Origin of the sequence: Serratia quinivorans, from assembly GCF_946227985.1 — a bacterium.
GTDB classification, from domain to species: domain Bacteria; phylum Pseudomonadota; class Gammaproteobacteria; order Enterobacterales; family Enterobacteriaceae; genus Serratia; species Serratia quinivorans_A.
The window spans coordinates 520,719-535,978 of record NZ_CAMKGL010000001.1; the positions used below are offsets into that span (position 1 = coordinate 520,719).

Genomic DNA, 15,260 nt, shown 5'->3' on the forward strand with positions numbered 1-15,260 from the left:
CTAGTTCACCCCGACCGGAGTTGCTATGGCGTGATGTTCAGGATGCGACCGTCAGCCAATTTGGCTCGCAGACTATGGGCGGCAATGCCGTCGAAGGCTTGTTCGCCAAAGTTGGCCGTCAGGATTGAGCCGTCGCTGAAGGTGGTTTGCTGCACCCAGCCTGCTTGGTCAAGCCACTGGAAGTCGGTCAGTGCCTTATCCCACAGCGCCAAATGCAGCGGACGGAAGGCCGCATCTGCCTGTTTGATTTGCGGCAGGCGTGTCTGCAAGGTCGCGCGGCTGAGATGGAACATCGGCGCGGTGTTGTATAACAGGCTCAGTAGGCTGCGGGTGGTTTTGACATCGCTAAACTTCAGGTTGTCGTAATTCCAGTGGTGGCTGCTGATCACCGCATCGTGAAATACCGCCTGATACATGGGCAAGCGATAGCGCGGATCAAATTCCACCGTGCGATAAGGCTCTTTTACTTTGGCCGGGCTGAAGAAGAAAGCCGGCTGGGCATTGGGCCACCAGGCACCCAGATAATAAGGCGAGGATTTATCCTGATTCATCTGCTTATCCCCCCAGCCAAATCCCCAGGTTTCCATACCGTGGGCAAACATAATGTGGCGTGCGGTTACCGCGTTGCCATCCTCAGAGCCGAGGGGCAGCTTAAGGGTATTGCTGAACCAGGCCAGCCGCGCATTGCGGTCCTGTGCCATTTGCGCTGCACCGGTCGGGTGATCGGGCTGATAGTCGTCGGAAACCATCCCGGTACCGTCAACGTCCAAAAACAGGCTGTTTAGCCCGGCCAACTGCACCAGTTCGCGCATGCGCTGCTGAGAGTAAGGCAGCACGCAGCCCGGATTCAGGTAGTAACCCTGCTTACCGAAACCGGGTTTTTTACTGCCGTCCGCCCGGACTATGGCGCACTTTTCACGTAGCGCCGTCGGCAGTTGGGCGGTTAGCCAACTGTCATTGACTCCGCGAGGGATTGCGGTGTCGTAAGAGTCGTAGCTGGCAATCAGGTAACCCGATTTTTTGGCACTTTCTACCGCCTGCGGATGCAGGAACTCGGCGGTCCAGCTATCGGTACCCAGCCACAAACGGGGCAGGCCGGCCTGGTGCAGCGCCTCGACCAGCGGCTTCGCCAGCCCCTGGCCCCAGCTCTCTGCCGGTGCCAGGTAGGCCCCAAGTTGCCGTTGCGCCCATTCCCGGATGTCTACAGCTTGCTGGCGCTGTGCCTGCAGAAAATCCCTGTTATCCGGCGTGGTCTTCAGTGGCGTTAATGCCACCAACGCCTGATTAAGGGCATCAACCAAGGCTTGTTGCTGCCAGGGTTCCGGTATTTTCCCCGCCAGTTTCTGCACCGTTTTCTGGCTATCGGCGTCCATTTTCTGCCACAGCGTTTCGCCGGTGGGTGATGTCAGCCAGGCAAGCAGACCCGGCCAATTCTTCACGTCGGCCGGTGCCAACAGCTTGTCACCCCATAGATAAATGTGGGTGGCACCTATCAGTTTCTCCCCCTCCGGCGCGATACGGATTTTATCGTGCAGGCTGCTGAACTGTCCGCTTTGCTGTAGATACTCGCGGTATCGGCGAGCACCGGAAAGCGGGGAATCCCCCACATGCAGTAACACCTCGAATGCCTGTTGTTGATTAAAACGGTTGAACTGGTGGCTGCTGTGCATGGTGAGCCGGTTTTTGGCACTGGTGAAGCTGACCTGATTACTGAATGGAGTAAGCAGTAGCCAGCTATACACCTTGCCTTGCTGTTGTTGGCTCCACAGCGGCAGCTTCAGATCCCAGTTGGTATCCAGCGGCGTCATCTCTTTTAGCAGGTAGCGCTGCCAGACGGCATTATCCAGCGGGATACGGCTGCCTTCGCCAATCGGTAACAGCAAAGTGGTGGTCTGTGACGGCAGGGTGAACCAATCCAGCGTTTGCGCCCGACTGCTGCTGAAGCTTAGGCGCAAATCGCTGCCTTCCAGCCTGGCGGTGAGCTGCATGGCGCTGTTGGGCCACTGCCAACTCGCCTGGGCAGGCGTGCTTTGCAGCTCGGCCACGGTTTGCCCGGCCTGCGGCTGGTTGACCAGGATCTTGCCTGCGGTGATCTGCAGCGTGGCCGGATCGATTTCATATCGGGTATCACCCTGTTGCAAGAGCAGGGCCTGGGCGGGGAAGCCGGCAAGCAGGGCGAGGCTGATAGAGAGGCGAAGCATGTTCATCGAATAGTTGTCCTTGCTGATGATTGTCCTGCTGAACTTTCAGTTTATCGGGAATTAACGGGCTGCCCAACGGCAATTATCTATAATCGTGTGATGAGTCAAATATACAAAATTATTGGGTTTAGTTTTCGTTTAATAATTTGGCCTTTACATCATTACCCCACGTCACTATACTCTGCCAAAATTTCAGTGAGGAAACACAATTGGACAGTTTTAGTTGCGGTGATATAAACAAGGCAAGCTGACCAATCCTCTTCTGATTTGTTGCTTGCCGAAAACGGCGGGCAGCACCCCTCTCAAGTTATTCCGAGCTGTGCAAACCCGAATCTTATTGTTGTCCCTGTTGCCTAACGGCATCGGGTGAATTGATTTGGACGCTATTATGGCCACTTTCAGCCACAGCCTTTTCCCTCCAGGCATTCACGCGCTCAACCGCTGATTTATTATCGGCGAGATTTCGCGTGTGCTAAAAAGCACATGATTTTATCTCCTGCAGTTATTTAAGGGGAAAGTCATGGCTATGACTCCTTTTGTTTTAAATTTATTACTGGCGATGAGCCTGGGCGCGGTTATTGGCGCCGAGCGGCAGTGGCGCCAACGTATGGCCGGTCTGCGCACCAATGCATTGGTGGCAACCGGAGCTGCGGTCTTTATCCTCAGTTCCATGTCTACCGATCCTTCCAGCGCCGGGCGAGTTGCCGCACAAATTGTCTCCGGTATCGGCTTTTTGGGGGCCGGGGTGATCATGCGTGAAGGGCTGAACATCCGCGGTCTGAATACCGCCGCCACGCTGTGGTGTTCTGCGGCGATTGGCGTGCTGTGCGGCCTTGGGCAGTATTGGAATGCGGTACTGGCGACGCTGGTGATCCTGTGTGCGAATATCCTGCTGCGTGAAGCGGCACAGCGCATCAATCTGCAACCCCAGCAGCAGGCGACCGATCTGGAAGTGTGCTACCGCATTCAGGTCACCTGCGGCGAGCAGGATGAAATCCTGGTACGTACCCTGATATTGCAGGCGCTAAATGGTGTGGCATTAAGATTACAATCCCTGCGCAGCGCTGATATTGCCATTCCTGGTCAACTTGAGGTTTGTGCGGAAATAACCGCAAATCCCTCGGTGCAAAAAGAAATCGAGGGCATAGTTTGCCGTGTCAGTTTGGAGAAAAGCGTGAGCGCGGTGCGCTGGCGTATCGCGTCTGAATTGCCCGTTTAGTTATTGATTAATATTCACTGCATTCAGTGATAAGGAGGCGTCATGAACGGTGACCCCGCAAGTTTGATTATTCAGCGTTTCTGGCGTGGAAATAAACCGCGTTAATTACGTCAATTAAATAAATTCCACTCTGTGCTTATTCACCCATTAATTGGGCGGGGTAACCCTGTGCGCAGAGTAAAATAAGAGAATTGCGTTATGACCTATATTAATGAAAACGTACGCCGTCGTGATAAAAAAACGACGCCTTACGCCATCGCCCAAGAGGCGAAAAACAGCGTTGATCAGACGCTGGCCAATTTAAAATGTAATCGCAATGGCTTGACCCAGGACGATGCGGTTGAACGCCTGGAGCAGTATGGCGTCAATCAGGTGGCTCATGAGAAGGCACCCCATGCGCTGGTGCAACTATTCGCCGCGTTTAACAACCCGTTTATCTATGTGCTGATGGTGCTGGCCGCGATCAGTTTCTTTACCGATTACTGGCTGCCGGCCCGGCGCGGTGAAGAAACCGATCTTACCGGCGTGATCATCATACTGGTGATGGTTTCACTCAGCGGGTTACTGCGTTTTTGGCAGGAGTACCGCACCAACAAGGCGGCCGAGACGCTGAAGTCGATGGTGCGTACTACCGCCACGGTACTGCGCCGCAGCAGTTACAGCGCGCAGGCCTTGACGCTGGAAATACCGATCCGCGAACTGGTGCCGGGCGATATTATTAAGCTCTCTGCCGGCGATATGATACCGGCGGACGTGCGTCTGCTGACCTCACGCGATCTGTTTATCAGTCAGGCGATCCTGACTGGGGAAGCGATCCCGATCGAGAAATACGACGTAATGGGCAACGTCAGTCAAAAATCGAGCGAGGATGAAGTTTCCAGTGAACATGCGCTGCTGGAACTGTCGAATATCTGCCTGATGGGCACCAACGTCGCCAGCGGCAACGCCACGGCGGTGGTGGTCGCGACCGGCGGGCGCACCTATTTTGGTTCCTTGGCAAAGTCGATTGTCGGTTCCCGCTCGCAAACCGCGTTTGATCGCGGGGTGAACAGCGTCAGCTGGCTGCTGATCCGCTTTATGTTGGTGATGGTGCCGATCGTCTTGTTGATCAATGGCTTCACCAAAGGTGACTGGAGCGAAGCGGCGCTGTTTGCTTTGGCCGTGGCGGTCGGGCTGACGCCAGAGATGCTGCCGATGATCGTCAGTTCCAATCTGGCGAAGGGTGCCATTGCCATGTCACGGCGCAAAGTGGTGGTCAAACGTTTGAATGCCATCCAGAATTTTGGCGCGATGGACGTACTCTGCACCGACAAAACCGGTACCCTGACCCAGGATCGCATCATCCTCGAACATCACCTGAACGTCAGTGGCGTCAGAGACAATGAAGTGTTGCACCTGGCCTGGCTGAACAGCTTCCACCAGAGCGGGATGAAAAACCTGATGGATCAGGCGGTGATCCGCTTTGGGCGTGGCAAACCTGGCATTGAAGCACTGGGGCGTTTCAGCAAGGTTGATGAGCTGCCGTTCGATTTTGTGCGTCGTCGCCTGTCTATCGTCGTAGCGGATGAAAACCACCAACAGCGGCTGATCTGTAAAGGGGCCGTGGAGGAAATGCTGGAAATCGCTACTCATATCCGTGAAGGGCAGCAGATTTTACCGCTGGATCAGACGCGACGTGAGGCACTGCAGGCGCTGGCCGCCCAGTATAACGAGGATGGATTCCGCGTGCTGGTGCTGGCAACCCGAGAGTTGGGGGAACAGAAAAATGCCTTGCCGCTGAGCGTAAATGATGAACGCGATATGGTGATCCAGGGCGTCCTGACCTTCCTTGACCCACCGAAAGAGAGTGCGCAAGAAGCGATTGCGGCACTGCAGGAAAACGGCGTTGCGGTGAAAGTGTTAACCGGCGATAACCCGGTGATCACCTGCAAGATTTGCCGCGATGTTGGGCTGGAGCCTGGCGAACCGCTTTCCGGGCCGCAAATTGCCGAGATGGACGATGCCACATTGGCGCGTGAAGTAGAGCAGCGCACGGTATTTACCAAATTGACGCCGCTGCAAAAGTCGCGGGTGTTGAAAATGTTGCAGGCGAATGGTCATACCGTCGGTTTCCTGGGTGACGGCATTAATGATGCCCCGGCACTGCGCGATGCGGACGTAGGTATTTCGGTGGACACCGGCACTGATATTGCCAAGGAGTCGGCAGACATCATTCTGTTGGAGAAAAACCTGATGGTGCTGGAAGAGGGCGTGATCAAGGGGCGCGAGACCTTCGGTAATATCATCAAGTACCTGAACATGACCGCCAGCTCCAACTTCGGCAACGTGTTCTCCGTGCTGGTGGCCAGCGCATTTATTCCGTTCCTGCCGATGCTGGCGATCCACCTGCTGATCCAGAACCTGATGTACGATATTTCTCAGCTGTCGCTGCCGTGGGACAAGATGGACAAAGAGTTCCTGCGTAAACCGCGCAAGTGGGATGCGAAAAACATTGGCCGCTTTATGCTGTGGATTGGGCCGACCTCGTCTATCTTCGATATCACTACCTATGCGCTGATGTGGTTTGTCTTCGCTGCCAACAGCGTGGAGCATCAGGCCCTGTTCCAGTCCGGGTGGTTTATTGAGGGATTACTGTCGCAAACGCTGGTGGTGCATATGCTGCGTACCCAGAAAATTCCGTTTATTCAGAGCACCGCTGCATTGCCGGTTCTGTTGACCACGATACTGGTGATGGCGTTGGGGATTTATCTGCCGTTCTCACCGCTTGGTGCCCTGGTTGGGCTGCAGCCGCTGCCTTGGGAATACTTCCCATGGTTGGCTGGTACCTTGATCAGCTACTGCGTAGTCGCGCAGATGATGAAGCGGTTCTATATTCGCCGTTTCGGCGAGTGGTTGTAATTATTGCGGGCGCAGGCTACTGCGCCCCTACAGCAGTTTCTTCACCAGCAGACCCAGCATGATGGTCAGCGTAAAGGAAAATAGCGTACCGAGCAGCACATACTCGGTACGCATTTTGTCATCACTCTGGCGTAAATCACCAAAGCGAAAGATTGACTTGGCCGCCAGCAAAAAACCGATAGCCGGGATCTGCCCTATCAGCACAAAGGTCAGGATCAGCGTTCTTTCCAGATAACCAATTTGTTTGCCTGCGCGTAACAGCGAATCGTTATCCGCTTTGGCTGACGGCGGCATCTGTGGCGTCCAGCGCGCCAGCAATTGGCCCATCAGAATGCCCATCGGCATATAAATCAATAAATAAGCCAGTAGCACCAGCCCGGTTTGCCAGCGAGCCGCTGCGCTAGCCAGCGCGTTAATCAGGGCGAGGGCATTCGGCGTAAGCAACAGCCACAGCAAAACAATCGCCGCCAGGTGCAGGCCTTGATCGAGCAAAAAACCACGTGCCTGGCTGAGGCGGGTTAACAGGGTGACTTTCAGCAGGTCGGTCAGCCAGTGGCTGATGGCAATAACCAACAGGGCGAACAGCACTTGAGCGGAAGAGATCCCGCCATGCAACAGAGCAAAACCGGCCACGACCCAGGCGGCCAGCACGCCGTGCAGCAGGGCATGCAGCAGCAAGAAGCGAGAGCCTGCCCGATGACGTATTTTATCCTCAACCCAACTCCGCGGTTGCAGTGGGAAGTCGGCAAGCAAGTGGGCTATCAGCAACCAAATCAGCAGGGGCAGGTAGCTTAAATCCATATTCAGGTGATCCTGTTAATCGCGTGAATAAATCGCATGATTTCCTCGTAGGCTGCGCGTTTGAGCGTTGCGGAGACCGTAGAGGCGGCCTTTTGCAGTTTCTCAGCCACTTCCTGGTTGGAGGAGGCGAAGATACGCGCCTGGACTATCCGCGCTTCGGTCTGCGAAAGACGGCTAACCACATGATCTAACATTGGCAACAGATCGCTGACAATGGCATTGGTCTGATCGTTATCATTTTTCAGAGCCAGTCGGCAATTTTTCAGCAGGCCGTCCAGCGCCTGGCCCGAATTTACAAAGGCGCTGCCATAGCCGGCGTTCTGAGCCTGCTTTGTGCCCAGGCCGACAGCGATGCGGGCATCCCAGCGTTGGGCGTCCATGGCTTTGAGCGCGATGCGGATATATACCGCCAGCAGCAAACCAGACTGCGGTTCGCTCACTGCCTGAAAGGCATCGCCACGGAAAATCTCGAACTGCTGAATAAGCTTAGCCTGTTGCAGCTGGCTAAGCAGGTCATTTAAGCCGCTAAGGTAGTGAGTGGTGTCTGACTGTCGGGAATTGACCAGATCGCCGGTGATCACGCTGACTTGGGCTGGCATGTCTTCTTCTGCTCTGAAGCGGGGAGTTATCGGTTAATTTCGCATCTAAATACGAATATGTCAATAATTCGCCTCTGAATACGAATATGCAGGTTATTCGCCTCTCAATACGAAAAGTTGAGGTTCAATGCGGTTTGGCTTGAGTAGCTCAGGCTGCACGAAGATAAGTATCCCTGTGGTTTATTACCGAGAGGGACCTATTGGGATACGCAGCGTCGGTGAAAAACACTGCAGCCGTTCAGCCGGGAATACGCGGGCCAGGAGGCTCGCCACCGGCGAAGCGGGAGGTATAGCGGTTATGAGCGGGTTTTCAGAAGCTTTGTACCAACACTTCGCGCGGCTGTTCGCTGCCGTGCTTCAACAGATGGTCGAAAGATTTCTCGCTGCTTTTCAGTTGCTGCAAAAACTCCTGCGGGGACAGATCGTGTTTTTTGCCGCTCATATAAGCCAGCGCCAGTTCTTTTGCCTGATAACGTGAGAAATTGTACATATTAGTTAGCCCTCGAAACGGTGGATTTCAGTGCTAACGATTGTAACCAAAGAGCACATAATGAACAGACGCTTTGGCGTATGGATTCGATAGCTAAAACTTAACCTGACGTTTCGGCATACTTTTCAATGCATCACATCTTCTCAGACAGGAATTCGATAACGCTGCGGTTGAAGAGATCCGGGCAGGCAATATTGGAGATATGCGAAGCCGGCAAGCGTTGCAGCTCGGCATGGGGGGCGTTGGCGACCAGGAATTCGGCGTCCTCCACCGTAGTCACCGGATCCCGTTCCCCGGCAATCACCCGCATCGGTCGCGTCATGGAAACGACTTCCGTGCGGAGATCTGCCAGCGCCAGTGCATCACAGCAGGCGGCATAACCCTCGGCATTACCGGCCTCCAGCCCGGCGACCAGTGGGGCAACCCGTTCAGGATGCTGCTGTAAAAAAGCTTCGCTGAACCAGCGCACGGGAGAGGCCGCGGCGATCGGGGCCAGGCCTGAGTGGCGAACCTGCCGGGCACGTTGTTGCCAGCCTTCGGCACTGCCGATGCGGGCGGCAGTATTGGCGAGCACCAGTCGCCGGATGCGTTGCGGGTGGTAGCGGTTGAGCCATAACCCGGTCAGACCGCCCATCGAAATGCCGCAAAAATGGGCGCTTGGCGCATCCAGATGATCGAGCAGGGCGATCACATCCTGGCCCAGATCCTCAAGCCGTAGCGGAAGCGTTGGCAACGGCGTGGCACCGTGCCCGCGCTGGTTATAGCGCAAAACGTGAAAGCGCGCGCTCAGCGCCGGCAGTTGCGCCTGCCACATGTCGAAGGTGGTACCGAGCGAGTTTGACAGCACCAATAGTGGCGCTCCGGCGCGGCCATCAAGGCGATAGTCGATATCCATGCTGCTTCTCCGTCTCATACCCGTTCAATAATCAGCGCAATGCCCTGACCGACGCCAATACACATGGTGCACAAGCCATAGCGGCCGCGCGTCTTTTGCAATTGCCAGGCGGCGTTCATCACCAGTCTGCCACCGGAGGCACCCAGCGGATGACCGAGGGCGATCGCACCGCCATTGGGATTCACCTGTGCGGTGTCGTCACTCAGCCCCAATTCACGCGTCACCGCCAAGGCCTGCGCCGCAAAAGCTTCGTTAAGCTCAATCACGTCCATTTGGTCGAGGCTCAACCCGGCAATTTTTAATACCTTGTGCACCGCTTGAGCCGGGGCAAAGCCCATAATCGAAGGCTCAATACCGGTAACGGCGCTGGCAATAATGCGGGCCATGGGTTGCAGTCCGTGGCGAGTCATCCCGGTTTCGCTGGCCAGCAACAGCGCGCAGGCACCGTCGTTCAGTCCGGAAGCATTTCCGGCGGTAACCGTCCCCTGGGGGTTAACCACCGGTTTCAGCTTCGACAGGGCTTCCAGCGTGGTGGCGCGCGGGTGTTCGTCCTGAGTGAACAGTAACGGTTCACCTTTTTTCTGCGCAATGCTGACTTCAATCAACTGGTCGGTGAAAAAGCCGCTTTCCTGCGCGGCTCCGGTGCGCTGCTGGCTGCGCAGGGCAAAGGCGTCCTGATCCTGGCGGCTAATACCGAACTTGAGGGCAACGTTTTCGGCGGTTTGCGGCATCGACTCCACGCCATATGACGCCTGCATCTGCGGGTTGATAAACCGCCAACCCATGGTGGTGTCTTCCAGTTTCATCATTCGGCTGAAGGCGCTTTCCGCCTTACCCATCACGAACGGGGCTCGGGACATGCTTTCTACACCGCCGGCGATCATCAGTTCACTTTCGCCGGTTTTGATCGCGCGGGCCGCCATCGCTACGGCGTCCAGACTGGAGCCGCACAGGCGGTTGAGGGTACAACCGGGGATCTGTACCGGCAGCCCGGCCAGCAGCAACGCCATACGCGCCACGTTACGGTTATCCTCTCCGGCCTGATTAGCACAGCCAAGCAACACGTCGTCCACTGCCGTCCAGTCAAGCTGTGGGTGGCGTGCCTGCAGCGCCTTGAGCGGCAGGGCGGCCAGGTCGTCGGCGCGAACGCTGGCCAGGCTGCCGTTCAGTCGGCCAAAAGGCGTGCGGACGGCGTCACACAGGTAGGCGGGGATCATGCGGCAGTTCTCCATGCTGAAGGGCAAAGGTCAGTTCGACCGGGGTGACTGCTTGCAATTGCTGCGGGGTCAGCCCGCCGAATATTTCGCGCACCACCAGGCCTTGAGAAGTCACGTCCATCACCGCCAGATCGCTGTAGATGCGATCAATACAGCCGACGCCGGTCAGGGGATAAGTACAGTGGCGAACAATTTTGCATTCGCCCTTATTGGTCAGGTGTTCGGTCATCACAAACACCTGACGGGCGCCAATCGCCAGATCCATCGCACCGCCGACCGCCGGGATTGCCCCCGCTGCGCCGGTACTCCAGTTGGCCAGATCGCCGCGTTCGGAAACCTGATAAGCCCCGAGCACGCAGATATCCAGGTGACCGCCGCGCATCATGGCAAAAGAGTCGCCGTGGTGGAAAAAACAGCCGCCTTTCAGCAGGGTGACCGGCTGTTTACCGGCGTTGATCAGTTCGGGGTCTTCCTGACCGGCCGCCGGTGCCGGGCCCATGCCGAGAATGCCGTTTTCGCTGTGCAGGAAGATCTCTTTATCCGCCGGCAGGTAATTGGCTATCTGGGTTGGGATACCAATGCCCAGGTTGACGTAGGCACCTTCCGGGATATCGCGCGCAATACGTTCGGCCAACTGCTGATGTGTGAGTTTGGTCATGGGGGCCCTCCTTAGGCCGACGGTTGCGCAGAGTGAGCGGGCATAGTCACCAGGCGTTGCACGAAGATCCCCGGCGTAATGATATTTTCAGGATCCAACTCCCCCAGTGGCACCATGCGGTTGACCTCGGCAATGGTGCAGGCGGCCGCCATGGCCATAATCGGCCCGAAGTTGCGCCCGGTTTTGTTGTACAGCAGGTTACCCCAGCGATCGGCCTTATCGGCCTTGATCAGCGCGAAATCCGCCTTTAGCGGTAGCTCGAACACATAGTGTTTGCCGTCGATCTCGCGCGTTTCTTTACCTTGCGCCAATTCGGTGCCGTAGCCGGTCGGAGTGTAAAAACCCCCCAGCCCTGAACCTGCGGCCTGAATGCGTGCCGCCAGATTGCCCTGCGGCATCAGCTCCAGCTCCAGTTCGCCACGGCGGTACAAATCATCAAATACCCAGGAGTCCGACTGGCGCGGGAATGAACAGACAACCTTGCGCACACAACCGGCCTTTAACAGCGCCGCCAAACCAAAATCCCCGTTGCCCGCATTATTGCTGATAAGCGTAAGCCCGCGTGGCTGATGGCGAGTCAGGGCGTCCAGCAGCGCATAGGGCTGACCTGCCGGGCCAAAACCGCCGACCATAATGGTCGCGCCATCGGGGATATCGGCGACGGCGGCATCGATGGACGCCACGTATTTATCGATCATCTGCTCTCCTGATTGCGAAACGGTCATTTCTGCGTGACGCTTATGGGCCTGGATTTACCTTAAGGGATGAAAAAAACAGCGACAAGTGCGAATATCAGCGTATTGTGCGATTATCGAAACATTAATCCTTTGGTTATCAATTCTGTGATACGGATAACTATATTGAGTCGGAGGTCAGGATGAGTGATACGTCGGAGTCTGGTGCTGGAGAACTGCGTCGATTGCAGGAGATCGGGGAGTTAAGCAACGATCAATATAAGGGCGACCCCAATTTTATGGCGTCGTTGGCCAGAGGATTGGAGGTGCTACAGGCTTTCCAACCGCAGTATTCACAAATGTCGGTTTCTGAAATCAGCCAAATTACCGGCATTCCACGTGCGGCGGTGCGTCGCTGCTTGTACACCCTGCGTGCGTTGGGGTTTGTGCACTGTCCTGACGGCCGCCATTACCGGCTGCTGCCACGCGTGCTGACTATCGGGCACGCCTATCTTTCTTCTTCCGAGCTGGCGAAAGCGGCGCAGAACTCACTGGATTATCTCAGCAAGCTGCTGAATGAATCCTGCTCGGTGGCGACGCTGGACGGTGACAATATCCTGTATATCGCCCGCGCTTCCGTGAAGCGTATTATGACTATCGATCTGGGGCGCGGCAGTCGCCTGCCAGCCTACGCGACGTCGATGGGACTGGTTTTGCTCAGCGCACTGGATGATGAACAGTTAAACGATTATCTGTCGCGGGTGAGCTTTGAAGCGCTGACAGAGTTCACCGTGACCAACGCCGATCAACTGCGTGAACAGTTGGCTAAAGTGCGTCGGCAAGGCTACGCCATTAACGATCAGCAATTGGAAATTGGCCTGCGTTCTATCGCGGTGCCGATGCATTCCCGCAAGGGCGGCGTAGTGGCGGCGATGAACGTGGGGGTCAATGCTTCGCAAATCTCGGCGGCGGAGTTACGTGAGCGGGTGCTGCCACAGCTGCAACGCACGGCAATGGAGCTGGCGCTGCTGCTGTAACCGCCTGGGGGTTACAGCAGCAACGTGCACCGGCTGGCCAAGCGATTGAATATTAAAAAACGTGCCTTTTATAATATTCACTAATTTTTTTTCTCAAAAAAATCAAAGATTTTTAAGGAAAGGGTGACAAAAGCGTAAAAGGTGGCGAGAGTAATAACAAATGCGGATGCGCCAAAGGGGGCGGAGAAACCTAAAGCAGAAGTCTCGCCCCTGATACCGCTAAGAAAAGGGGCCGTGGCAATGATTGCCAAGAGGATAATTGCGGGTCTAATTATTTCCCTCATTTGTTTCACTCCATTAATTTATTCACCGTTAAAATCAACCGCCCACGCATACTCGCCTATGTGGGGCGGTTTTATCTATGCTTTTTTGAAAACCATGCAGATGACTTTATATATAAAAATAATAATGGCAAGTGAAAAGAACACGGCAACGATGAGTTTTGATATTTTTTCTGGCGCAGAGTAAAGATAATCAACGCCGATGCCTGCACCAGCTAATAAAACAGAGGATAAAATCATCCCAATTAAAACTGATATTGCCCAGTATGTTATTTTCATGCTGAAGACTTTGTAAAAAAATCGAATGCTTTAAAAAATAAAGAAATGAAAAAAGAGAAAGTGGCAATGATAATGACTAATTGAGACATGCCTGCCGGCGCGGCAAAGCCTGATCCAGGGTTAAGCACACCAACACCGCTAAGGAAAGGGCTGCTGGAAACTATAGCTAACAATACAAGTAACGATCTAATTGTCTTTGTCATATATAACGCGACTCTAATGTATAAGGCGGTAGTAATAAACTACCGCCTATGGTTTCTAGTTTAGATACGACATGAGCTACCAATTTCTGTTTCTGCCGCCATTATCCGTACGGTCACCACCGTTATTGCCACGGCCACCGGCGATCGAGTCTAGCAAAGCTATATCAATTGTTTTCATTATCAACTCCATTTGAATGTGTAATTTATTTTTATATGCACTTTTGAAAGGGACGGTTAACTTTTAGCTCACAACTATTTTTATATCAAGAGTTATTTTACTCGGATGGTGATAGGTTTTAATTAATTAGTGATTGCACTAAGTTGTATAGTTAAATGGTTTTATTAAACATGATCGATATAAATATTACATTTAAATCCGAGCGGCATTGCCGCCCGGGGGATAATCAACCGGCTAAATCAAATGGGTTGTCAATGGATTTGGCCGGTGGGGTAAACCAGCGTGCGCCTTCGCTTGTGACGTAAAAATGATCTTCAAGGCGGATACCAAACTCACCCGGCAGGCACAGCATGGGTTCGATGCTGGCGCACATGCCGATATCGAGCGGTTGCTGCTGTTTACGGATCAGATACGGAGCTTCATGAATATCCAGCCCGATACCGTGCCCGGTGCGATGCGGCAGCCCCGGCAGCTGATAGTCCGGCCCAAAGCCATAAGAGACCAGCACATCGCGCGCCGCATCATCCACTTTATGGCAGGGTACACCGGGCGCGATAACGGCAAAAGCGGCGGCCTGCGCCTCATGCTCCGCCTGCCAGGCGAAGCGTTGCCGTTCGTTGGCTTCGCCATACACATAGGTACGGGTGATATCGGATAGGTAACCCTTATAGCGACAACCAGTATCGAGCAGCACAATATCGTTGTTTTGCAGCGGGTGGGGTTGCTTCACACCATGGGGAAACGCGCTATCGGATCCGAACAGTGCAATACAGAAGTATGAGCCGCTGGTGCCCATTTTACGGTGGGCTTTATCGACAAAGTCGATCAGTTCGTTAGCGGTGATGCCAGGGCGCAATATACTGGCGGCTGCCTGCTGCACCCGCAGAGTAATATTATTGGCGGTTTGCATCAGCGCGATTTCCGTCGCCGATTTACGGCTGCGGCAGTGGCCGGTGATCGGCTGGGCACTGATTAGCTTGATATCGCCGGCATATTGTTGCAGGCCGAGGAACAGGGTGACCGAAGCCGTTTCGCAAATTGCCACCTGGCCCGCACCCGTCAGCCCGCGAGAGGCCAGTACCCCGAAGAACAACCGGTAGGGATCTTCTTCTTCATGCCAGCTAAAAATTTCTGCTTCTATCACCTGTGCGTCTTTTAAGGTGCCAATCTCAAACCAGGGGGCAATATACGCGATTTCGCCTTCGGCCGGGATCACCGCGCCGACCATGCGTTCGCTCGCCGACCATTGAGTACCGGTAAAATAGCGCAGGTTACTGCCGGCGTTGACATAGCAGGCGTTGATACCGTTTTCGCGCATCAGGCGCTGTGCATGCTGAATGCGTTGCCGATACTCATCGGCGGCGATTTCAGGCGGATGGTTCGTTAACGGTTGCAGCTGTTCCAGGGCCTGTTGCGCCGTGCAACCGCCAATGCCTATAGCCATGCTTTTCTCCTCGCGTAGTGTCAAATGTCAGGGCCGAGGCTCCTGCGTACTAAACCTTCATCATAGGTAAACCACAGCAACAAAACTTGGCTTTATTAGATAAGAAAGTTGTCGATTACGGCACAGTTTCTTGCTTTGGCATTCTAATGCGCCAGAGTGCCAACAAATTTTGCTGAAAATGGTGAG

Annotated in this window: 13 protein-coding genes; 4 read left to right on the forward strand and 9 right to left on the reverse strand. The window is 54.7% G+C overall.

Annotated elements, in window-relative coordinates; all coding sequences use genetic code 11:
* Positions 1-23 precede the first annotated feature (23 nt).
* On the reverse strand, positions 24-2,207 hold the full coding sequence (locus OCH02_RS02450; protein ID WP_261429642.1) for a glycoside hydrolase: 2,184 nt from the start codon (positions 2,205-2,207) through the stop codon (positions 24-26).
* Between the two features lie 514 nt (positions 2,208-2,721).
* On the opposite strand from OCH02_RS02450, the gene OCH02_RS02455 reads away from it, so the two are divergent.
* Both OCH02_RS02455 and mgtA read left to right on the forward strand, forming a co-directional pair.
* Positions 2,722-3,420: an MgtC family protein gene (locus tag OCH02_RS02455; RefSeq protein ID WP_044552178.1), complete on the forward strand. Its 699-nt coding sequence runs from the start codon at positions 2,722-2,724 to the stop codon at positions 3,418-3,420.
* 198 nt (positions 3,421-3,618) lie between these two features.
* Positions 3,619-6,318, forward strand: a complete 2,700-nt coding sequence (mgtA, locus tag OCH02_RS02460) for a magnesium-translocating P-type ATPase (RefSeq protein WP_261429645.1) — start codon at positions 3,619-3,621, stop codon at positions 6,316-6,318.
* A gap of 27 nt (positions 6,319-6,345) precedes the next feature.
* Here the strand turns inward: mgtA and OCH02_RS02465 are convergent, their stop codons facing one another.
* The 7 genes from OCH02_RS02465 to OCH02_RS02495 all read right to left on the reverse strand — a co-directional run bounded on the left by OCH02_RS02465 (position 6,346) and on the right by OCH02_RS02495 (position 11,676).
* Positions 6,346-7,119, reverse strand: coding sequence for a DUF3307 domain-containing protein (locus tag OCH02_RS02465; protein WP_261429646.1), 774 nt, complete (start codon positions 7,117-7,119; stop codon positions 6,346-6,348).
* A gap of 2 nt (positions 7,120-7,121) precedes the next feature.
* The gene (locus OCH02_RS02470) at positions 7,122-7,718 is read right to left on the reverse strand and encodes a SatD family protein (protein WP_261429647.1); all 597 of its coding nucleotides are present in this window, start codon (positions 7,716-7,718) and stop codon (positions 7,122-7,124) included.
* Between the two features lie 310 nt (positions 7,719-8,028).
* A complete protein-coding gene (locus OCH02_RS02475) occupies positions 8,029-8,208 on the reverse strand; it encodes a hypothetical protein (protein ID WP_261429649.1) in 180 nt (59 codons plus the stop codon).
* Positions 8,209-8,341: 133 nt separating this feature from the next.
* Positions 8,342-9,103 carry a 3-oxoadipate enol-lactonase gene (gene pcaD / locus OCH02_RS02480; RefSeq protein ID WP_261429650.1) on the reverse strand — a complete coding sequence of 254 codons (762 nt, stop codon included), beginning with the start codon at positions 9,101-9,103 and terminating at the stop codon, positions 8,342-8,344.
* Positions 9,104-9,117: 14 nt separating this feature from the next.
* Entirely contained in the window at positions 9,118-10,320 is a 1,203-nt protein-coding gene (gene pcaF, locus OCH02_RS02485; protein ID WP_261429652.1) for a 3-oxoadipyl-CoA thiolase, read from the reverse strand.
* The gene (locus OCH02_RS02490) at positions 10,298-10,978 is read right to left on the reverse strand and encodes a 3-oxoacid CoA-transferase subunit B (RefSeq protein ID WP_261429653.1); all 681 of its coding nucleotides are present in this window, start codon (positions 10,976-10,978) and stop codon (positions 10,298-10,300) included. Before OCH02_RS02490 ends, pcaF begins: the two co-directional genes overlap by 23 nt.
* Before the next feature lie 11 nt (positions 10,979-10,989).
* Positions 10,990-11,676, reverse strand: coding sequence for a 3-oxoacid CoA-transferase subunit A (locus OCH02_RS02495; RefSeq protein ID WP_261429654.1), 687 nt, complete (start codon positions 11,674-11,676; stop codon positions 10,990-10,992).
* A 179-nt stretch (positions 11,677-11,855) separates the two neighbouring features.
* Here OCH02_RS02495 and OCH02_RS02500 point away from each other — a divergent pair, with 179 nt between their 5' ends.
* Both OCH02_RS02500 and OCH02_RS02505 read left to right on the forward strand, forming a co-directional pair.
* Positions 11,856-12,689 (forward strand): IclR family transcriptional regulator C-terminal domain-containing protein, encoded by an 834-nt coding sequence (locus OCH02_RS02500; protein WP_261429655.1) that lies wholly within the window; start codon positions 11,856-11,858, stop codon positions 12,687-12,689.
* 141 nt (positions 12,690-12,830) lie between these two features.
* The gene (locus OCH02_RS02505; RefSeq protein WP_261429656.1) at positions 12,831-13,157 is read left to right on the forward strand and encodes a hypothetical protein; all 327 of its coding nucleotides are present in this window, start codon (positions 12,831-12,833) and stop codon (positions 13,155-13,157) included.
* A gap of 699 nt (positions 13,158-13,856) precedes the next feature.
* Here OCH02_RS02505 and OCH02_RS02510 read toward each other — a convergent pair.
* Positions 13,857-15,074 (reverse strand): M24 family metallopeptidase, encoded by a 1,218-nt coding sequence (locus OCH02_RS02510; protein ID WP_261429658.1) that lies wholly within the window; start codon positions 15,072-15,074, stop codon positions 13,857-13,859.
* Between the last annotated feature and the right edge of the window lie 186 nt (positions 15,075-15,260).